The sequence below is a fragment of the Vandammella animalimorsus genome, from assembly GCF_002285285.1.
Lineage (GTDB): Bacteria > Pseudomonadota > Gammaproteobacteria > Burkholderiales > Burkholderiaceae_C > Lampropedia > Lampropedia animalimorsus.
In genome coordinates, this window is sequence record NZ_NSJF01000004.1 from 65,696 (window position 1) to 85,314 (window position 19,619).

Sequence of the window (19,619 nt, forward strand, 5' to 3'; positions counted from 1 at the left end):
TTCCGCCCCGTCGCCCGTGCCCACAGCCTCTCCCACACCCGTCAACCTGACCAGCCCCCAGCCTGACATGGCACGCCGCTTTGGCGGCATGCAACGCTTGTATGGTTTGGATGGCGCTGCGCGCCTGGCCGGCACCCACGTCGCCATCGTGGGCATTGGCGGTGTGGGCTCCTGGGCCGCCGAAGCCCTGGCGCGCAGCGGTGTGGGCCAGCTCACGCTGATCGACCTGGACAACGTGGCCGAATCCAACATCAACCGCCAGGTGCACGCCCTGACCGAGACCATCGGCCAGCCCAAGGTGCTGGCCATGCAGGCGCGCATCGCGCAGATCAATCCAGCCTGCCAGGTGCATGGCGTCGAGGACTTTCTCAGCGCCGACAACGTCCGCCAGCTACTGGGCTCAGGCGACCTGGATGCGGCCATCGACGCCTGCGACCAGATCGGCGCCAAGGCCGCCGTGGCCTGCCACATGCGCCAGCGCCAGCTGCCCTTCATCATCGTGGGCGCAGCGGGCGGGCGCGTGCAGGCCCAGCAGGTGGAAATCGACGATCTGGGCCGACTGACTCACGACCCGCTGCTGGCTCGCCTGCGCCAGCAGCTGCGCAAGCGCCACGGCTTTGCCGGCGCCGGCCAGCGTATGCAGGTGCCCTGCGTCTTCAGCCGCGAACCCGTGCGCCGCGCCGACGCCAGCTGCGGCCTGCAGCAGGAAGGCTCGCTCAACTGCGCCGGCTACGGCTCCTCCATGGCCGTCACCGCCACCTTCGGCGCTGTGGCCGCCGGCTGGATCATGAATGCACTGGTTCAGACAGAAAAAAATAAAAACTGCACACAACAAGCCAAACCGTCAAAAAACTCATGCTAGAATCGCGGCTTTCGCATCGCATGCTTCTTCAGATGCTGAAGACGATACCAAAGGCAGTAAGCACCGCTGTGTATCTGGCATGCAATGAGGCGGGTCGTTAGCTCAGCTGGTAGAGCAGCGGACTTTTAATCCGTTGGTCGCAGGTTCGAATCCTGCACGACCCACCAAAATTTCCAGAGGGTTACAGCACAATCGGGCTGTAACCCTTTTTGTTTGGCCGCTTGTCCTGCAACTGCGCCAAAGGCTAGGGGTTGTTGAGATTGGGCTTGCGAAGCGGTTTTTCGAGGCAAAAGTCGCAAATGCAAGGCGAAAACGCACGCAAGGCCTGGATACCTTGCAAGCGTTTTCAACGCGGCAGTTGCGGGTTTTTGACCGGAAACACCGCCGCAATATTCAATCTCAACAGCCACTTGCGCAGGCTGTGCGGCCATCGACTGCCAGCACCCAAAAAGAGGCCTGCATGTTTCACTGGATCGAAAAGTCCCCAAAAGCATTGGACAACGGCGGCGTCATTGCCCCAGATGAGCGCCTGCCCTGGCCGCAAACCGGCATCATGGGCCTGCAACACGTCATCGCCATGTTCGGCTCAACCATTCTGGCGCCGATCCTCATGGGCTTCGACCCCAACATCGCCGTGCTCATGAGCGGCATCGGCACGCTGATCTTCTTTCTGATCACCGGCGGCAAAGTGCCCAGCTACCTGGGTTCGAGCTTTGCCTTCATCGCCGTGGTTGTGGCCGCTACGGGCTATCCCGGCAGTGGGGCCAACGCCAACATTGGCCTGGCGCTGGGCGGCATTGTCATGTGCGGCCTGATCTACACGCTCATTGGTGCGGTCGTGCACGCCATCGGCACAGGCTGGATCGAGCGCCTGATGCCACCGGTCGTCACTGGCGCCATCGTGGCCGTCATCGGCCTGAACCTGGCGGCCATTCCGATCAAGAACATGGCCAGCAACAACTTCGAGAGCTGGATGCAGGCCCTGACCTTCGTTTGCGTGGCCCTGGTGGCCGTGTTCACGCGCGGCATGCTGCAACGCCTGCTGATTCTGGTCGGGCTGATCATCGCCAGCCTGTGCTACATCGCCCTGACCAACGGCCTGGGCCTGGGCAAGCCAGTGGATTTCAGCGGCATTGCCAATGCCGCCTGGTTCGGCCTGCCCAGCCTGACTGCCCCTATTTTCGACAGCAAGGCCATGCTGCTGATCGCCCCGGTGGCCATCATCCTGGTGGCCGAAAACCTGGGCCACATCAAGGCCGTCACCGCCATGACCGGGCGCAACATCGACCAGTACATGGGCCGGGCCTTCATCGGCGATGGCGTGGCCACCATGGTCAGCGGCAGCGTGGGCGGCACCGGCGTGACCACCTATGCCGAGAACATCGGCGTCATGGCCGCCACGCGCATCTACTCCACGGCCATCTTCCTCGTGGCCGCCGCTGCAGCCATTCTGCTGGGCTTTTCGCCCAAGTTTGGCGAGGTGATCCGCGCCATTCCGGTTCCGGTCATGGGCGGCGTCTCCATCGTAGTGTTCGGCCTGATCGCCATCGCCGGAGCCAAGATCTGGGTCGACAACCGCGTGGACTTCTCCCAGAACAAAAACCTGCTGGTGGCGGCCATCACGCTGATCCTGGGCACGGGCGATTTCACGCTGCACTTTGGCAGCTTCGCCATGGCCGGCATCGGCACCGCCACCTTCGGTGCCATTGCGCTGTACGCCCTGCTCAACCGCGCCGAGCCCGGCCCACGCCAGGACAGGCCCTGAACCACCTCCCACCATGGCCCTTGCCCTGCCCTGCCCTGCCCTGCCCTGGCCGCCGCCGTGACAGCCCGGTCATCGCCTGCGGCCATGGCCAACGCAGCCTGCGGCACAATCGGCGCCGCAGCACGCCGTGTTGCCTCACGCCGTCCCCCCTCTTGCAAAGGCCCTTGCCCATGACCCGGGTTTTGATGATCGACAACTACGACAGCTTCACCTACAACATCGTGCAGTACTTTGGTGAGCTCGGTGCCGAGGTGGGCGTTTTTCGCAACGATGAGATCGAGCTGGCCGGCATCGAGGCCTGGGCACCGCAGCGGTTGGTGATTTCACCTGGCCCTTCATCACCCGCACAGGCGGGCATTTCCGTAGCGGCCATCCAGCATTTCGCAGGCCAGCTGCCGATTCTGGGCGTGTGCCTGGGCCACCAGAGCATTGGCGCAGCCTTTGGCGGCCAGATCGTGCGCGCGCAGCAGCTCATGCACGGCAAGACCAGCGTCATCACCACCGACGAGCGCGGCGTGTTCGCAGGCCTTCCGCAGCAATTCACCGTTAACCGCTACCACTCGCTGGCCATCGAGCGCAGCAGCCTGCCCGACGCGCTGGAAATCTCCGCCTGGACCGAGGACGGCGAAATCATGGGCGTGCGCCACCGCACGCTGTCCATCGAAGGGGTGCAGTTCCACCCCGAGTCCATCCTCACCGAACACGGCCACGCCATGCTGCGCAACTTCCTCGAAAGACCCTGGCAACCGCTTTGAACGCACGCGGCCTGCGTCATCTTTTTGTCAAAAATCTTTTTTACATTTCGCCCCGTGGCATCCATCGCGCTCAACAACATCAACAAGCACTGGGGCGCAACGCATGCGCTCTTGGACATCAACCTGCAAATCGACTCGGGCAGCTTCTGCGTCTTCCTCGGCCCCTCGGGCTGCGGCAAATCGACCACGCTGCGCATCATCGCCGGGCTGGAGACGGCCAGCAGCGGCAGCGTTTATATCGACGGGCGCGACGTGACCCATTTGCCGCCCTCGCAGCGCGGCATTGCCATGGTGTTCCAGAACTACGCGCTGTTTCCGCACCTGACGGTGGCCGACAACATCACCTTCGGCCTGCAAGTGCGCAAGCTGCCTGCCGCCGAGCGCCAGCGCCGCCTGCAGGAGACCGCAGCCTTGCTGGGTCTGAGCCATTTGCTGGAGCGCCGGCCCGGCCAGCTCTCTGGCGGGCAGCAGCAGCGCGTGGCCCTGGGCCGGGCGCTGGTGGCGCAGGCCAAGGTGTGCCTGATGGACGAGCCGCTCTCGAATCTGGATGCGCAGCTGCGCCAAGACATGCGCCGCGAACTGCGCGAACTGCAGCGCCAGCTGGGGCTGACGGTGATCTACGTCACGCACGACCAGGCCGAGGCCATGAGCATGGCCGACCAGGTGGTGCTGCTCAACGGCGGCCGCATCGAACAAGCAGCCAGCGCGCGCGAGCTGTATGCCCGCCCGGCCAGTACCTTTGCGGCACGTTTCATTGGCACCCCGCCGATGAACTTGCTGGCGCTGGAGCAGGGCCGCATTGCCGGCAGCGATGTACTCACCACACTGCCTGCCACTGCCACCCATTTGGGCGTGCGCCCCGAAGCCGTCACAGCCCACCCGGCCGGTACGCCTGGTACTGTGGCCGCAAGCATTGCCAACACCGAATACCTCGGGGCTGATCTGGTGCTGGCCTGCGCCGTTGGCAGCCAAAACCTGTTAGTGCGCGCCGATGGCCGTTTGCCTGCCGAACCGGGCGCCACCGTGGGCCTGGCCTGGGCGCCCGAGGATGCACACGCTTTTGACGAGCACGGCCTGCGCCTGTAGCCCTGCAGCGGCGCGCGCCCTGTCTGCGCTTTCCCCTTTTCATCTGACCAAGGAGATCGATTCATGCTGAGAAAGACCTTTTTGCGCCGCAGCGCGGCCTTTGTGGCGGCGGCCCTGGCCGGCGCGCTGCTCGGCGGCGGCGCTGCGCAAGCACAGGCTCAGGTTGAAGTGCCGTTCTACTTCCCCGTGGCCGTGGGCGGGCCCATCACCAAGATCATCGACGGCTATGCCGCCGACTTCATGAAAGAGCACCCCGGCATCCTGGTCAAGCCGATTTATGCTGGTACTTACCAAGAAACCATCGTCAAGGCGCTGACCGCGCACAAGTCGGGCACGCCGCCGGTGACTTCGGTGCTGCTGTCCACCGATATGTTCACGCTGATCGACGAGGACGCCATCGTGCCCTTTGACGACTTCGCCAAGAGCGAGGCCGAACAGCAATGGCTCAAGGGCTTTTATCCGGCCTTCATGCTCAACAGCCAAACCGGCGGCAAGACCTGGGGCGTGCCCTTCCAGCGCTCTACCGTGGTGATGTACTGGAACAAGCAGGCCTTCAAGGAAGCTGGGCTGGACCCTGAGCAGCCGCCCACCACCTGGGCCGAGCTCAAGGACATGGCCGCCAAGCTGACGAAGAAGGACGCCTCCGGCAAAGTCACCCAATACGGCGTGCAAATCCCATCCAGCGGCTTTCCGTACTGGCTGTTCCAGACACTCTCGACCACCAATGGCGTGATCCTGGCCAACGACACAGGCAACCAGGTGCGCTTTGACGACCCCAAGGTGATCGAGGCGCTGCAATACTGGGTGGATCTGGGCAAAAGCGGCGTGCATCCGCAGGGCGTGGTCGAGTGGGGCACCACTCCCAAGGACTTTTTTGAGCAGAAAGCCGCCATCATCTACACCACCACCGGCAACCTGACCAACATCCGCAACAATGCCCCGTTCGAATTTGGCGTGGCCATGATCCCAGGCAATGCGCGCAAGGGCTCGCCCACAGGCGGTGGCAATTTCTATCTGTTCAAGAAGTCCACGCCTGAGCAGCAAAAGGCCGCCTTCCAATTCATCCACTGGATGACCCAGCCCGAGCGCGCCGCGCAGTGGAGCATTGACACGGGCTATGTGGCCACCAGCGCCGCCGCCTACGACACGCCACAGCTCAAGCAATACACGGCCGACTTCCCGCCCGCCCTGGTGGCGCGCGACCAACTGCCGCACGCCGTGGCCGAGTTCTCCACACACGACAACCAGCGCGTGACCAAGGCCCTCAACGACGGCCTGCAGGCAGCCCTGACGGGCACCAAGACGCCCGAGCAGGCCATGAAGGACGCCCAGCGCGAAGCCACCCGCCTGCTGCGCGGCTACCAGTAACCACCAGCACAGGCGCGCGCCCTTTCCGCGCACGCCACACCCCAAGCGCCTTCGCCCGCCAGCGCCTGCCGCTGCGCAACGCGGGGGCGCTCTTTGCAAGGCCTTGCCCCATGACCTCTCCTGCCGCGCACCACCGCGCTCCTTTTTCCAGCCGTCAGGCCATCCACGCCTGGTTGCTGCTGCTGCCTGCGCTGGCGCTGCTGGTGGCATTCACCCACTACCCGGCCGTACAAACGCTGATTGACAGCCTGTACTCCACCCCCAAGGGCGCGCGTGCCGCTGTCTGGGTCGGGGCGGAGAACTACCAGGTCATGCTCGACGACCCGGTGTTCTGGACGGCCGTGCGCAACAACCTGTGGTTTGCCGCCGCCACCATCCCCTGCTCCATCGCGCTGGCGCTGTTGATGGCGCTGTGGGTCAACGAGCGCATCGCGGGCCGCGCCTTTTTGCGCATGGCCTACTTCACACCCACGGTGCTGCCCATGATTGCCGTGGCCAACATCTGGCTGTTCTTCTACACACCGCAGTACGGGCTGCTCGAACAAATCACCGGCGCACTGGGCCTGCCATCGCACAACTGGTTGGGCAGCCCCAACACGGCGCTGGGCGCCGTCACCGCGGTGGCGATCTGGAAGGAGGCTGGCTTCTTCATGATCTTCTACCTGGCCGCGCTGCAAACGCTCAACCCCAGCCTGCGCGAGGCCGCCGCCATCGAAGGCGCATCACGCTGGACCTTTTTCCGCCGCGTGCAATGGCCGCTGCTCATGCCCACCACGCTGTTCGTGCTGATCAACGCCTTTATCAACGCTTTCCGCATGGTCGATCACCTGTTCGTGCTCACACGCGGCGGGCCCAACAACGCCTCCACGCTGCTGCTGTACTACCTCTACGAAGTCGGCTTCAGCTTCTGGGACACGGCCTACGCCGCAGCCATCACCGTGGTGCTGGTGGCCGTGCTGGCCGGTATCGCACTGCTGCAATTCTTCGTGCTCGACAAAAAGGTGCACTACCAATGAGTACGCCTGCCACACACCACTTGGCCTTCAACGAACCCAGCTGGCTGGACACTGTGGCCGCCTGGCTGCTGGCGCTGCTGTGGATCCTGCCACTGGCCTATGCCGTCTGGACGGCCTTTCACCCCATCGAATACGCCACCCGTTTCGAGCTGCTGGCGCCGCTGACGCTGGAGAACTTCCGCCGCGCCTGGGCGGCAGCGCCCTTTGCGCGCTATTTGCTCAACACCACGCTGCTGGTGGCCATGATCCTGGCCGCGCAACTGGTGCTGGCCACGCTGGCGGCCTATGCCTTTGCGCGCTACCGCTTCCCGGGTCGCAACCTGGCCTTCGCGTTGGTGCTGGTGCAGCTGATGATCATGCCCGACATCCTGCTGGTCGAAAACTACGAAACCATGGTGCGCCTGGGCCTGATGGACACGCTTTTGGCCATCGGCCTGCCCTATTTCGCCTCAGCCTTTGCCATCTTCTTGCTGCGCCAGACCTTCATGGGCATCCCCAAGGAGCTGGACGAGGCCGCGCGCGTCGAAGGCGCCAATGCCATGCAAACCCTGTGGCGCGTCTACGTGCCGCTGGCCAAACCGGTCTATACCGCCTTTGCGCTGGTGTCGGTGAGCTTTCACTGGAACAACTTCCTCTGGCCGCTGATCATCACCAACAGCCCCAATGCCCGCCCGCTGACCGTGGGCTTGCAGGTCTTCTCCTCGGTCGATCAGGGGGTGGACTGGTCGATCATCACCGCCGCCACATTGCTCAGCTGTGCGCCTCTGCTGGTGGCCTTTTTGCTGTTTCAGCGCCAGTTCGTGCAAAGCTTCATGCGCGCCGGCATCAAATGACACAGAAGAAATAGGATTTGCCCCGCATGCGACTGGTTACTTGGAACACCCAATGGTGCTGTGGGCTGGATGGGCAGGTCAGCGCGCAGCGCATCGTGGCCGGGGCGCAGGCCCTGGCCGGCGCGCAGGGCTTTGACGTGCTGTGCCTGCAGGAAATCGCCCAGGGCTACCCGCGCCTGCAAGGCGCCCCAGGCGACCAGCCCGCCGAGCTGGCCGCGCTGCTGCCGGGCTACCAGCTGTTCTTCGGCGCTGCCGTGGACGAATTCGGCCCCGAAGGCCAGCGCCAGCGCTTTGGCAACCTGATTGCCACGCGCCTGCCGGTGGCGCAAGTAGTGCACCACCGCCTGCCCTGGCCAGCCGATGCCGGCCTGCGCAGCATGCCGCGCCTGTGCACCGAGCTGACGCTGCTCAGCCCGGCACTGGGTGCCGTGCGCGTCATGACCACGCATCTGGAGTACTACTCGGCGCGCCAGCGCATGGCCCAGGCGCAGGCGCTGCACGCACTGCACCAGCAGGCCTGCGCGCTGGCCGCCGCAGCGCCGCTGGCCGACGACAGCGGCGGCCCCTTCCAGGCCAAGACGCACACGCCGCATGCCATCCTGTGCGGCGACTTCAACCTAGAACCCGGCTCGCCCGAATACGCCGCCATCACTGCCACTGAAGCGCCTTCAGGCGCAGCGCCCTTGGACAACCCGCTGTGCGACGCCTGGCCGCTGGTGCATGGCAGCCAGCCGCATGCGCCCACCTTCCGCCTGTTCGATCGCAGCTACGGCCCCGAACCCGTGGCCTGTGATTTCGCCTTCGTCAGCCAATCACTGGCCCCGCGCGTGCGCCAGCTGCAAGTCGATGGCGACACCCGCGCCTCGGACCATCAGCCGCTGCTGCTGGTGCTGCAGTGAGCGCCTGTGTGCGGGCCGCGCTATAATCGCGCGTTTTGCCGCATGCGCGCGGCGCGCCCTGGCCCAATTTTGGGCCTTGAACTGCGCCAAGCGCGGGGGATACCGCCACCCTGATATCTGGCGAGGTGAGGCAAAGAGGCCGCCGCCCAGGCAGCCCTGCCGCAAATACAAGGAACATGCAATGGCACGCGTATGTGAAGTCACGGGCAAGCGCCCGCAAGTGGGTAACAACGTCTCCCACGCCAATAACAAAACCAAGCGCCGCTTTCTGCCCAATCTGCAGTACAAGCGCTTCTGGGTCGAGAGCGAGAACCGCTGGGTGCGTCTGCGCGTCTCCAGCGCCGCGCTGCGCCTGATCGACAAGAATGGCATCGAATCCGTACTGGCTGACCTGCGCGCCCGCGGTCAAGCCTAATCATTGAAGGAGTAACACCATGGCATCCAAAGGCGGTCGCGACAAGATCAAGCTCGAATCCACAGCGGGCACAGGCCACTTCTACACCACGACCAAGAACAAGAAGACCACGCCGGACAAGCTCTCGTTCATGAAGTTTGATCCCAAGGCCCGCAAGCACGTGGAATACAAGGAAGTCAAGCTCAAGTAAAGCCATCATTGGCGGCTACACCGGGCTTACCCAGCAAAAAAGCCAGCGCACGCGCTGGCTTTTTTGTGCCTGTCGCCTGTGCTCGCACCAGGCCACGCCCAAAAGCATCACGGCTCCAGATAAAGCGCCTTGAGCTGCGCCAGCGCATCCGGCCCCAGGCCCAGCACCTCGCGCAGATACTGAGCGACGCTGCCGTGCTCTGCCTCGATCTGACGCTGCGCTGCCTGCAGAAAATTGGGCGTCACGCGCCAGAGCACCTGCAGCACGCTCTCGGGCAACGAACCCGAAGGTTTGTAGGCCGGCGGCTGGTATAGCGCATTGGTCAGCAAATAGTCGTCCATGATGGCCTCGCGCGCCACGCCCAGGGCTTCGAGCAGCAAGGCCGCAGCAAAGCCGGTACGGTCCTTGCCCGCAGTGCAATGGAACACGAAGGGGCCCTCGTGCTGAAGCAAGGCATCGAAAAAGGCGCGAAACTGCGGCGCATTGTGCTCGACGAAGGCCGCATAGGTCTGCTCCATCAAGTGGTGGGCCGAAGGCCCATCCAGCGCCGCGCCCTGCGCCAGCAGGCCTTGCAGGCTTTGCACCACCTGCGGCTCTATGGGAATGGCAATGCGCGTGAGCTGCTCAATCTCATAGTCGTTGCGCAAACGCTCGGCATCGCCACGAAAATCAATACTGTGCCGCACCCCTAAAGCCTGCAGGGTGCGCACATCCTCCTGGCTCAGGCTGGAGAGGCGATCGGAACGAAACAGCCGACGCCAGCGTACTCGCCGGCCATCGCTGGTGGTATAGCCACCCAAATCGCGGAAGTTGCTCGCCCCTTGCAAGGGGATATGACGCTGCAGCGCAGCACTGGAGGATGGGGCGGGGACCGTGGTGCTCATGGGCGCATTGTTGCAGGGATTGCGTATCATCGGCCCATGCCTGCCTGCCACCTTTGCGACTCTGCTTTCATGCTCTTGCTCACCTGGCCACTGCCCTGCCTTGGCCTGCCACTGCTGTGACATCCACGACAGCTCGGCGCTACGTTGGCCGTTTTGCCCCTTCGCCCACCGGGCCCATGCACCTGGGCTCAGTGGTGGCGGCACTGGCCAGCTGGCTGGACGCCCGCGCCGCCAGTGCGCAAGGCCTGAGCGCGCAATGGCTGGTGCGCATCGAAGACCTCGATACCCAGCGCTGCTCGGCCCAGGCAGCGCAAACCATTTTGCAGCAGCTGCATGACCTGGGCCTGGTGCCCGATGCGCCCGTGCAGTGGCAATCCCAACGCCAGCGGCATTACGAGCAGGCCCTGCAGACCTTGCAGCTCCATGGGCGCGCCTATCCATGCAGCTGTACGCGCAAGGACATTGCCGCCGCCCAACAGGCGCTGGGCGGAGACCGACAGCGCTTCCAAACTCTGGTCTACCCCGGCACCTGCCGCCACCGCTCGGCCCACAGCGAGCCAGTGCGCACCTGGCGCTTCCTGGTGCAAGCCGACGACCCGGCGGCCCATGGTGGGCTGTGCAGCGCCCTGGTGCACTGGCAAGACCGGCGGCTGGGGCCACAGCAGCAGGACGTAGCCCAGGCCGTGGGCGACTTTGCCCTGCTGCGCGGCGATGGCATGTGGAGTTACCAGATGGGCTGCGTGGTGGACGACGGCCTGCAAGGCATCACGCACATCGTGCGCGGCGAGGATCTGGCCGACAACACGGCGCGGCAGATCCTGCTGCAGCGGGCCTTGGGCTACCCGCGCCCCAGCTACCTGCACGTGCCGCTGGCGCGGGATGCGCGGGGCGAAAAGCTCTCCAAGGGCAACCATGCCCCCAGCATCGACGCCAACGCTCCTTTACCCACACTGCGCCTGGCCGCCCAAGTGTTGGGCCTGCCGCCGAATGTTGGCAGCTCCGGGCGTGCCAGCGTCAGCGATGCCCTGGCCCACTGGACGGCCCTGTGGGCCCAGCGTTACCCGCTGTGATCCCCAACGCCAATCCGGCGCCTGCCCATCTGGACGACTGCAGGGCGTCGCTCAAAAAAACCCATAGGGCCATTGAACTTTCGCTTTAGCACTCTCTCTGAACGAGTGCTAACATAGCCGCCAATCTTTGCAAAGACCCTGATCTTTGCAGCACACCGAAAGGAACACCCCGCCCCATGAGCACTGCCCGCACCACCACACTGATGCCGAGCACCACGAGCGCCACCCAATGGCCTGCCGTTTTGCCTGCGCTGGGGAATCTGGATACGTACATTTCTGCCGTCAATCGCATGCCGATGCTCACCCCCGAGGAAGAGCGCCTGTACGCGCAGCGCCTGCGCCAGCACAACGACGTGGAGGCTGCCGGTCGGCTGGTGATGTCCCATCTGAGGGTCGTCGTGGCCGTCTCGCGCCAGTACCAGGGCTATGGGCTGCCCCAAGGCGATCTGATCCAGGAAGGCAACATCGGCCTGATGAAGGCCGTCAAACGCTTCGACCCCGACCAGGGCGTGCGCCTGGTCAGCTACGCGCTGCACTGGATCAAGGCCGAGATCCACGAATACATCCTCAAGAATTGGCGCATGGTCAAGGTCGCCACGACCAAGGCCCAGCGCAAGCTGTTCTTCAACCTGCGCTCGCTCAAGCAGGAGCTCAAGGCCAACCAGGCCCTGAGCGATGGCGAGATCTACCGCGCCAGCCTGACCGAACGTGAGATCGACCAAGTGGCCAGCCAGCTCAACGTCAAGCGCGAAGAAGTCATCGAGATGGAAACGCGCCTGGGCGGCGGCGATGTGCTGCTGGACCCAACGCCGCACGATGAGGACAGCCTCGGCATCGCCCCGATCGCCTACCTGAGCGACTACTCGCAAGAGCCCACGGCCGTGCTGGAGGCGCGCGAGCGCGACAGCCTGGCCACCGATGGCATCCAGATGGCGCTGCAAACCCTGGACGAGCGCAGCCGCCGCATCGTTCAGGAGCGCTGGCTGAACGTCAACGACGACGGCTCCGGCGGCATGACCTTGCATGAGCTGGCCGATGAGTACGGCGTCAGCGCCGAACGCATCCGCCAGATCGAAGTGGCCGCAATGAAGAAGATGAAAAAGGCCATGACAGCCAGTGCCGCCGCGCATTGAGTCCTCGTTTGAGCGCCCGCACGTCACTGCTGCAGGCGCCAACCGAACTTACATTTCCCTATCAGTTGCAACCACCCGGCGGCACTACGATGGGCACCCCTGAAACGGCGCGTCGCCGTTTCTGCTTTCCCATCCAAGAGGAGTTTCAGGAATGAAAAAACTGCTGATTTGCACGCTGATGGCCGGTGCCTTTGCCCCTGCATTTGCTGCCGATGCGGCCTGCACCGAATACAAGAACCACATGGCCGAAACGATGAAGAAGGATGGCTCCTACTCCGAGCAGGCCATGAAAATCATCGACGACCAAATCAACGCCGTGGGCGCCGACCAGCGCAGCGCCTTCTGCAAAAGCGCCTTGGAGAGCGTGAAGAACTCCGGCGCCGATGACAAGGACGACGACAAAGATGACGATAAGGACGATGAAGAGAAAAAGTGACGCCTGTTGAAGGGCTGTTCACCAACTCGATCGAATCAACGTTCTTTGAAGGCGCGACCCGTTGGCGGGTTGCGCCTTTTCTTTTGCACTCGTCCAACTCGGCATTCCACCCACAGAGCTCAGCGCAGGGCGGCGCGCTTCAAGCGCCAGCGCTTGGCCGATAATGCGCTGTGACATCCACGCAGCCTTGGGCAACCCCCGCCGGGGGCACCACCCATTGCCCCGCGCGCCAATCGCGACTGGGCACAACTGCAAGCGGCTGTTTCCCCGCCAAGGCCGATTCATCCCGTCCGCGTCGTTGCGGCCTTCATGATTTTTTATCGTCCACCCATGAACGACTCCCGCCTTCCCCTCTCCCGTCGCCAACTGCTGCGCAGCAGCGCCCTGGGCCTGGCGGCCCTGCCAGGCCTGCACTGGCCACTGGCCAGTGCCGCCGATCACGCATCTTGGCCCAGCCGCCCGGTGACGCTGATGGTCGGCTTTCCTGGTGGCACCTCGCCAGATTTGACTGCGCGCCTGTTGGCCGAGCACCTGGGCCAGTTCCTGGCCAATCGACAACCGCTGGTGGTGGAAAACCGCCCCGGCGCAGGGGGCAATGTGGCCACGGCAGCGCTGGCGCGCGCCCGCGATGAACACACCATTGGCGTGCTCATCAATGGCAACATGACCATTGCCCGCCTGCTCAACCCCAAGCTGGGCTTCGATCCACACAAGGATTTGGCCCCCATCGCGCTGATTGGCACGGCCCCCTACGTACTGACGGTGAATGCCGCACTGGCCAAGGATTTGAGCCCGGCGCAATTCCTGGCCAAGGCGCGCGAGGCAGGCAGCCAATGGAACTACGGCTCGCCCGGTATTGGCACGGTGGCCCATTTGGGCATGGAGCTGCTCAAGAGCCGCACCGGCATTGCCCCAGTGCATGTGCCCTACCAGGGCAATCCGCAGGCGCTGCAGGCCATCGTCAGTGGCGAGATTCAAATGGCGCTGCTGCCGCCGGCCACGGCGCTGGCGCAGCAAAAGGCCGGCACGGTGGCGCTGATTGGCATCACCAGCGCCGCGCGCAGCCCGCTCACCGGCGACTTGCCCAGCCTGCAGGAGCTGGGCGTGCAAGGGCTGGATCTGGAGGTCTGGAATGCCGTGGCCGCACCAGCGCACATGCCCGAAGCCATTCAGGCGCAGCTGCGCGAGGCCGTAGGCAAGGCGCTGGCCCTGCCCGAGGTGCAGCAAAAACTGCTGGCCCAGGGCTGGGTGGTTCAAGACACCAGCGTCGCCGCGCTGCGCCAACGCATCGCCGCCGACACCCAGGCACTGGGCGACATCATCCGCGAGCAGGACATCCAGATTTCAGGCTGAAGCCGCCGCGCCTGCCACAGCGGGCAGGCGCCGTTGATGCTGGATGGATGTTCGCAGCGCAGCGCTCATTGCGCAGCTGAAAGCTGTTGTAGAGGCGCGCTGGATGCGTGCAGGCCTTGTGCTCAACGCCCTTGCAGCAGTTGGCGCACGTCGGCGGCGATCTGATCCACCGGGGTGCCATAGCGCACGTAAAGGCGCAGCCGGCCCTGTGGGTCGTACATGTAGCCGGAGGCCGAGTGGTCGATGGTGTAGGTATCGGGCGTGCTGCCGGGCTTTTTCTCGTAGAAGACCTTGAAGTCGCGCGCCATGGCAGCCACTTGCTCGGCGCTGCCGACCAGCGCCACCGCCTGCGGGTCGAAGCTTTCCATGTAGGCGCGCATGACCTCAGGGGTGTCACGCTCGGGGTCTACAGTGACGAAGACGATTTGCAGCTTGTCGCCATCCTCACCCAGCAGTTTCTTGACCTCGGCCATCTCCAGCATGGTTGTAGGGCAAATGTCCGGGCATTGCGCAAAGCCGAAATAGACGAACACCACCTTGCCGGCGAAGTCGGCCAGGCTGCGCTGCTGGCCATGCGCATCGGGCATGGAAAAGCCCTTGGCATAGTCCACGCCGCTGATGTCCAGAGTGTGGAACTTGGCCGCTGGCTCGCTGCCGGTACAGCCAGCCAGCCCCAGCAGGGCCGCGCCGACCAGCGCTGCCGCAAGCAGCCGCGAGCGCAATGCACGCACAGGCTTGCACGCCGTCATAGAAGACCTCCAATTCTCAGGTAATGGTCGATGAGCAATGAGGCAAACACGCCGCTCAAATGCCACAAGGACCAGCGGAACATGCGCCGCGCCAGCGCATCCGAATAATCGCGCCACAAATACCAGCCGTAGACGCAGAACACCGCGCAGAGCACGGCCGCGACCATGGCATAGAACAGCCCGCTCATGCCCAATGCCACGGGCAGCATGCAGGCGGCAAACAGCACCAGCGTGTAGAAAAAGGCCTGCATGGCCGTATGGCGCGGGCCGTGCACGATGGGCATCATCGGCAGGCCCGATTGGCGGTAGTCCTCAATCCGATACAGCGACAAGGCCCAGAAATGCGGCGGCGTCCACAAAAAGATGATGAGAAACAGCACCAAGGCCTCAGCCCCGACCTCACCGCGCATTGCCGCCCAGCCCAGCACTGGCGGCATGGCGCCGGATGCACCGCCGATGACGATGTTCTGCGGCGTCATGGGCTTGAGCACGACGGTGTAGATCACCGCATAGCCGACGAAAGTCGCCAGCGTCAGCCACATCGTCAAGGTATTCACCGTCACCCACAGCAGCGCGCTGCCTGCCGTGCACAGCAGCGCGGAAAACACCAGCGCCTGCCAGTCGGGCAGCTCGCCACGCGCCGTGGGCCGCCAGGCGGTGCGCTTCATGCGCGCGTCGATGGTTTTTTCCACCAGGCAGTTGAAGGCCGCAGCGGCCGAGGCCACCATCCAAATCCCCAGGCCGGCCAGCACGATGCGCATCATCTGCGGCCCGTCAGGCACGGCGGGGATGGCCAGCAACATGCCGATCAGGGCACAAAATACGATCAGTTGCACCACGCGTGGCTTGGTCAACACCCAAAATTGCGACCAGCGCGAACGCTGCGGCAGCGGCAAAGCGGCCTCATTCATGCCTGCCCCCTTTTATTGCGGCGCGTATCGACCTGGCGAGCCAGGTTGGATTCAGTGAAAAACGGCGTTGTCCCGCATACCTTGGCCATCCTCATGCTGGCCAGCACCCGCGTCAGCACCACGACCAACGCCCCGGCCCCACCAGTGTGCAAAACCGCCACCAGCAAGGGCCAATCCAGCACCACGTTGGAAAGCCCCGTCAGCAGCTGCAGCACCAGCAGCACCAGCAGCCACTGGGCCAGCCGGCGCAATGGCGCGCTGTGGCGCCACAGCACTGCCACCAACCAGCCCCCCAACATCAGCAGCGCCAACGCAAACAAACGATGCACGTAGTGGATGCCCACCAATGCCTCAAACGTGATGAGCCCGCCATCGCCCTGATGACCCAGCTCGCGCCAGATGGTGAAGCCCTGGCGCAAATCCATTTGCGGCCACCAAGCGCCGTTGCAATCGGGGAAGGTGCTGCAAGCCAGCACTGCGTAGTTGGTGCTGACCCAACCGCCCAGCGCAATCTGCACGAACAACGCCACGAACACCAGCGACGCCAGCAACATGTACCCAGGCCGCACCGCGACAGGCCGCCGGCCTGTGACACGATGCTGCCACCAGGCCGCTTGTAGGCCCAGCAATGCCAGCAACACCATGCCCCCCAGCAAATGCAATGTCACGATGGCTGGCAAGAGCTTCATCGTCACCGTCCAGGCGCCAAACGCCCCTTGCAGGCACACCCAGAGCAGCGTCAGCGTGGGCCAGATGGGGTGCACCGGCTTGCGCAGCGCCTGCGGCGCGCCTGCGGCGTCGATGGCATCCGGGTCATCGGCCAGCGCCTGCGCCACCGGGTCGGCCTCGCCCTGTCGGCCCCAGCGCAACCAATATCGCCAGGCCAGCGCCGTCAGCACCACGATCAAGGCCCCTACGCCAGTAGCCAGGTAGCGGTGCACCATCTCGATCCAGGCCTTTTTGTGCGTCACTGGCCCATCGGGCTGCGCCTGCTGCGCCGCGCTGATCTGCTCTTGCGCCCCTACCGGACTGGCATGACCGTAGCAACCGGGCCAATCCGGGCAGCCCAGGCCAGAGTCGGTCAAGCGGGTGAAGGCGCCAAACATCACCAAGTCAAAAGTCAGCACCAACGTCATCAGCGTCAGCGCATACATGACGCCGCGCGTGCCGCGCGCACGGTGGCGCCGCCACACCCACAGCAAAGGCAGGGCGGCCACAGCAGCCCCTACCAGCAGCAAATGCAGCAAGGGGCTCCAGTCGTACAAGGCGATGTCGGTATCCATGGCATTTCTCATGCCGCAGCGCCAGGTGCGCAACGATGGCAGCGCGCAACCCAGCGATGCAGCGCCCGCCCTCCCGCCACAAGCTCACCAGCCAGCGCCAGTTCAGAATCTCCGCGAAGGCGTTTACCGACTGCACAAGCTGCAGATGCGCGTTTGACTCTCGGGATTTGGCAGAAGGCAGCTTTAGGGAAACTCTGTTCCATCGGCACTTACATGCACATGCAGAAAGCGGCTTGAAGTGCCCAGGCACCCGGCAGCGCGGCCGGATCAAGGCAAGCGGGTAAGGTCGGCGGAAAAAGGCGCTATTTTGCCGCATTCCAACCCATGACCTTGCCCAGGGGGCATCTGGCTTGGCATGCGCGCCATACCTGCCAGCCGCCTTGCGCAGGAGTGCTCCGTTGATTTCACGGATAGTGCCAGAGCGTAAAATCGCGCGTTTCCCTGGCCACTGGCAAGGCCCAGACTGCTCATGCTCACCGATGCCATTGCCCAGGCTCGGCACCGCGCCCAGGCTGGCAGACACCGCATGCAGCCGCACACGAGGCCTGCCCTGTCACCAAGGCCAAAGCAGCCTGCATATCCAGCTTTTTCGCCCCCGCCATGCTCACCTTCCAGCAAATCATTCTCAAGCTCCAACAGTACTGGGCCGACCAGGGCTGCGCCCTCCTGCAGCCCTACGACATGGAAGTGGGCGCGGGCACCAGCCACACCGCCACCTTCCTGCGCGCCATCGGCCCCGAGCCGTGGAAGGCCGCCTACGTGCAGCCCAGCCGCCGCCCCAAGGACGGGCGCTACGGCGACAACCCCAACCGCCTGCAGCACTACTACCAGTACCAGGTGGTGCTCAAGCCCGCGCCGGCCAACATCCTCGACCTGTACCTGGGCAGCCTGCAGGCGCTGGGCTTTGATCTGAAGAAGAACGACATCCGCTTCGTCGAGGACGACTGGGAGAACCCCACGCTGGGCGCCTGGGGCCTGGGCTGGGAAGTCTGGCTCAACGGCATGGAGGTGACGCAATTCACCTACTTCCAGCAAGTCGGCGGTATCGACTGCAAGCCCGCCACCGGCGAGATCACCTACGGCCTGGAGCGCCTGGCCATGTACCTGCAAGGGGTGGACAACGTCTACAACCTGGTCTGGACCGAGCAGCCTGACGGCACGCGCCTGACCTACGGTGACGTCTACCACCAGAACGAGGTGGAGCAGTCCACCTACAACTTCGAGCACAGCGACGCCGACTTCCTGTTCACCGCCTTCGCCGCGCATGAAAAACAGGCCCAGCACCTGATGGCCGAGCAGCTGGCGCTGCCCGCGTATGAGCAGGTGCTCAAGGCCGCCCACACCTTCAACCTGCTGGACGCGCGCGGGGCCATTTCCGTGACCGAGCGCGCCGCCTATATCGGCCGCATCCGCAACCTGGCGCGCGCCGTGGCGCAAAGCTATTACGACAGCCGCGCGCGCTTGGGCTTTCCGCTGGCGCCGCGCGAGTGGGTGGAGCAGATCGAGATCAAAGCTGCATGATGCCCCCGGCGCAAGACGGCGTGCTCGAAATCGCCATGCTCCAGGTGCGCCCTGGCCAGGCCGCCGCCTTCGAGGCTGCCTTTGCCCAGGCGCAGACCATCATTGCCGGCATGCCCGGCTACCTGGGGCATGAACTGCAACGCTGCCTGGAGCACGATCACCAATATGCCCTGCTCGTGCGCTGGCGCAGCCTGCAAGACCACACCGAAGGCTTTTGCGGCTCTCCCCAATACCAGCAGTGGAAGGCCTTGCTCCACCACTTCTACGACCCCTTCCCCACCGTGCTGCATTACCAGCACGTGCTGGGCAAGGGCCTCTGACGTATATACAATTGACCGCCACGTATAAACCATCAGGGAGCCTGCCATGCCAACCAGCCACGCCATGCAAACCCAGCTGAGCAAATGGGGCAACAGCACCGGCCTGCGCATCCCGGCCGAGCTGCTTGCCTATCTGGGTGGCGACAAGAACGCCAAGGTGGAAATCACCGGCCTGCCCACGGGCGGGCTTCTCATCAAGCCCGTAGCCGCACCGGCCGCGCGGCGCAAAACCCCTGCCGAATGGGTGGAGCAGCTGCGCGCCTCGCACCGCAAGATGCCCATGGGCACGTCCGTGGTGCGCCAGATGCGGGATGAAGAGATATGACGCCGCCGCAGCGGGTGTACCTGGACACCAGCATCCTCATGGCGCTGCTGTGCAAGGAGCCCGAGTCCGAGCGCGTCCTGCAATGGCTGGGCGGCCGCCAGTGGCCTGAGCTGCTGGTCTCGCCCTGGGTGCACACCGAGCTGGCCAGCGCGCTGGCCGTCAAGCAGCGCATACGCCAGCTCAGCCCGGCCAAGGCGCGGCACGCCTGGGAGGAAGGGCGCGCCCTGCTGGCCAACATCCCCAGCGAGGACATCACCCCCGCCGACTTCGACACCGCCGCCGGCCTGTGCGCCGACGCCCGCGCCCGCCTTCGCGCCCCCGACGCCCTGCACCTGGCCGTGGCCGCGCGCAGCAGCTGCCAGGCGCTGGCCACGCTGGACGCCGACATGCACAAAGCCGCCCGCAAGCTGGGCCTGTCGCCCATTGCCTTCTGAACATCCGTCCC

General features: G+C 64.5%; 22 protein-coding genes and 1 tRNA gene. 19 read left to right on the plus strand and 4 right to left on the minus strand.

The genetic code is table 11. The features are described from left to right. The first annotated feature begins 67 nt into the window (after positions 1–67). The 11 genes from CK620_RS08610 to rpmG all read left to right on the plus strand — a co-directional run bounded on the left by CK620_RS08610 (position 68) and on the right by rpmG (position 9,189). Positions 68–862 carry a tRNA threonylcarbamoyladenosine dehydratase gene (locus tag CK620_RS08610; protein ID WP_095550114.1) on the plus strand — a complete coding sequence of 265 codons (795 nt, stop codon included), beginning with the start codon at positions 68–70 and terminating at the stop codon, positions 860–862. A gap of 91 nt (positions 863–953) precedes the next feature. Then, positions 954–1,029 (plus strand) — tRNA-Lys (locus tag CK620_RS08615). A gap of 293 nt (positions 1,030–1,322) precedes the next feature. Next, entirely contained in the window at positions 1,323–2,627 is a 1,305-nt protein-coding gene (locus tag CK620_RS08620) for a solute carrier family 23 protein (protein ID WP_095551508.1), read from the plus strand. Between the two features lie 170 nt (positions 2,628–2,797). Next, positions 2,798–3,382 carry an anthranilate synthase component II gene (locus CK620_RS08625; RefSeq protein WP_095549973.1) on the plus strand — a complete coding sequence of 195 codons (585 nt, stop codon included), beginning with the start codon at positions 2,798–2,800 and terminating at the stop codon, positions 3,380–3,382. A 54-nt stretch (positions 3,383–3,436) separates the two neighbouring features. After that, positions 3,437–4,468, plus strand: a complete 1,032-nt coding sequence (locus CK620_RS08630; protein ID WP_095550115.1) for an ABC transporter ATP-binding protein — start codon at positions 3,437–3,439, stop codon at positions 4,466–4,468. 63 nt (positions 4,469–4,531) lie between these two features. Then, on the plus strand, positions 4,532–5,836 hold the full coding sequence (locus tag CK620_RS08635; protein WP_095543304.1) for an ABC transporter substrate-binding protein: 1,305 nt from the start codon (positions 4,532–4,534) through the stop codon (positions 5,834–5,836). Between the two features lie 110 nt (positions 5,837–5,946). Further along, entirely contained in the window at positions 5,947–6,852 is a 906-nt protein-coding gene (locus CK620_RS08640) for a carbohydrate ABC transporter permease (protein WP_095549974.1), read from the plus strand. Further along, positions 6,849–7,685, plus strand: a complete 837-nt coding sequence (locus CK620_RS08645; RefSeq protein ID WP_095539775.1) for a carbohydrate ABC transporter permease — start codon at positions 6,849–6,851, stop codon at positions 7,683–7,685. The genes CK620_RS08640 and CK620_RS08645 overlap by 4 nt, the downstream gene beginning before the upstream one ends. Before the next feature lie 26 nt (positions 7,686–7,711). Continuing rightward, a complete protein-coding gene (locus CK620_RS08650) occupies positions 7,712–8,584 on the plus strand; it encodes an endonuclease/exonuclease/phosphatase family protein (protein WP_095549975.1) in 873 nt (290 codons plus the stop codon). Between the two features lie 181 nt (positions 8,585–8,765). Further along, the gene (gene rpmB / locus CK620_RS08655) at positions 8,766–8,999 is read left to right on the plus strand and encodes a 50S ribosomal protein L28 (RefSeq protein ID WP_095539777.1); all 234 of its coding nucleotides are present in this window, start codon (positions 8,766–8,768) and stop codon (positions 8,997–8,999) included. Positions 9,000–9,018: 19 nt separating this feature from the next. Then, entirely contained in the window at positions 9,019–9,189 is a 171-nt protein-coding gene (gene rpmG, locus CK620_RS08660) for a 50S ribosomal protein L33 (protein WP_095539778.1), read from the plus strand. Between the two features lie 107 nt (positions 9,190–9,296). Here the strand turns inward: rpmG and CK620_RS08665 are convergent, their stop codons facing one another. Continuing rightward, on the minus strand, positions 9,297–10,073 hold the full coding sequence (locus CK620_RS08665; RefSeq protein ID WP_095549976.1) for a tyrosine-protein phosphatase: 777 nt from the start codon (positions 10,071–10,073) through the stop codon (positions 9,297–9,299). 116 nt (positions 10,074–10,189) lie between these two features. Here CK620_RS08665 and gluQRS point away from each other — a divergent pair, with 116 nt between their 5' ends. The 4 genes from gluQRS to CK620_RS08685 all read left to right on the plus strand — a co-directional run bounded on the left by gluQRS (position 10,190) and on the right by CK620_RS08685 (position 14,065). Continuing rightward, complete coding sequence (gene gluQRS, locus CK620_RS08670; protein WP_275250705.1) at positions 10,190–11,143, plus strand: tRNA glutamyl-Q(34) synthetase GluQRS; 954 nt, start codon at positions 10,190–10,192, stop codon at positions 11,141–11,143. A gap of 176 nt (positions 11,144–11,319) precedes the next feature. Then, entirely contained in the window at positions 11,320–12,276 is a 957-nt protein-coding gene (gene rpoH, locus CK620_RS08675) for an RNA polymerase sigma factor RpoH (protein ID WP_095549978.1), read from the plus strand. Positions 12,277–12,427: 151 nt separating this feature from the next. Further along, complete coding sequence (locus tag CK620_RS08680; RefSeq protein WP_095549979.1) at positions 12,428–12,712, plus strand: cell surface protein; 285 nt, start codon at positions 12,428–12,430, stop codon at positions 12,710–12,712. A 330-nt stretch (positions 12,713–13,042) separates the two neighbouring features. After that, a complete protein-coding gene (locus tag CK620_RS08685) occupies positions 13,043–14,065 on the plus strand; it encodes a Bug family tripartite tricarboxylate transporter substrate binding protein (RefSeq protein ID WP_095549980.1) in 1,023 nt (340 codons plus the stop codon). A gap of 122 nt (positions 14,066–14,187) precedes the next feature. Here CK620_RS08685 and CK620_RS08690 read toward each other — a convergent pair whose 3' ends face one another. The 3 genes from CK620_RS08690 to CK620_RS08700 are packed head-to-tail and all read right to left on the minus strand — an operon-like array spanning position 14,188 to position 17,008. Then, complete coding sequence (locus CK620_RS08690) at positions 14,188–14,814, minus strand: SCO family protein (protein ID WP_095549981.1); 627 nt, start codon at positions 14,812–14,814, stop codon at positions 14,188–14,190. Continuing rightward, complete coding sequence (cyoE, locus tag CK620_RS08695; protein ID WP_095549982.1) at positions 14,811–15,725, minus strand: heme o synthase; 915 nt, start codon at positions 15,723–15,725, stop codon at positions 14,811–14,813. The genes CK620_RS08690 and cyoE overlap by 4 nt, the downstream gene beginning before the upstream one ends. Then, complete coding sequence (locus CK620_RS08700) at positions 15,722–17,008, minus strand: COX15/CtaA family protein (RefSeq protein WP_095549983.1); 1,287 nt, start codon at positions 17,006–17,008, stop codon at positions 15,722–15,724. The genes cyoE and CK620_RS08700 overlap by 4 nt, the downstream gene beginning before the upstream one ends. Before the next feature lie 600 nt (positions 17,009–17,608). Between CK620_RS08700 and glyQ the strand changes: the two genes are divergently transcribed. The 4 genes from glyQ to CK620_RS08720 are packed head-to-tail and all read left to right on the plus strand — an operon-like array spanning position 17,609 to position 19,608. Then, entirely contained in the window at positions 17,609–18,529 is a 921-nt protein-coding gene (gene glyQ / locus CK620_RS08705) for a glycine--tRNA ligase subunit alpha (RefSeq protein WP_095543314.1), read from the plus strand. Then, on the plus strand, positions 18,529–18,849 hold the full coding sequence (locus tag CK620_RS08710; protein ID WP_095549984.1) for an antibiotic biosynthesis monooxygenase family protein: 321 nt from the start codon (positions 18,529–18,531) through the stop codon (positions 18,847–18,849). The genes glyQ and CK620_RS08710 overlap by 1 nt, the downstream gene beginning before the upstream one ends. A 46-nt stretch (positions 18,850–18,895) precedes the next feature. Further along, positions 18,896–19,174: an AbrB/MazE/SpoVT family DNA-binding domain-containing protein gene (locus tag CK620_RS08715; RefSeq protein WP_095549985.1), complete on the plus strand. Its 279-nt coding sequence runs from the start codon at positions 18,896–18,898 to the stop codon at positions 19,172–19,174. Continuing rightward, the gene (locus CK620_RS08720) at positions 19,171–19,608 is read left to right on the plus strand and encodes a type II toxin-antitoxin system VapC family toxin (RefSeq protein WP_095549986.1); all 438 of its coding nucleotides are present in this window, start codon (positions 19,171–19,173) and stop codon (positions 19,606–19,608) included. The genes CK620_RS08715 and CK620_RS08720 overlap by 4 nt, the downstream gene beginning before the upstream one ends. The last annotated feature ends 11 nt before the right edge of the window (positions 19,609–19,619 follow it).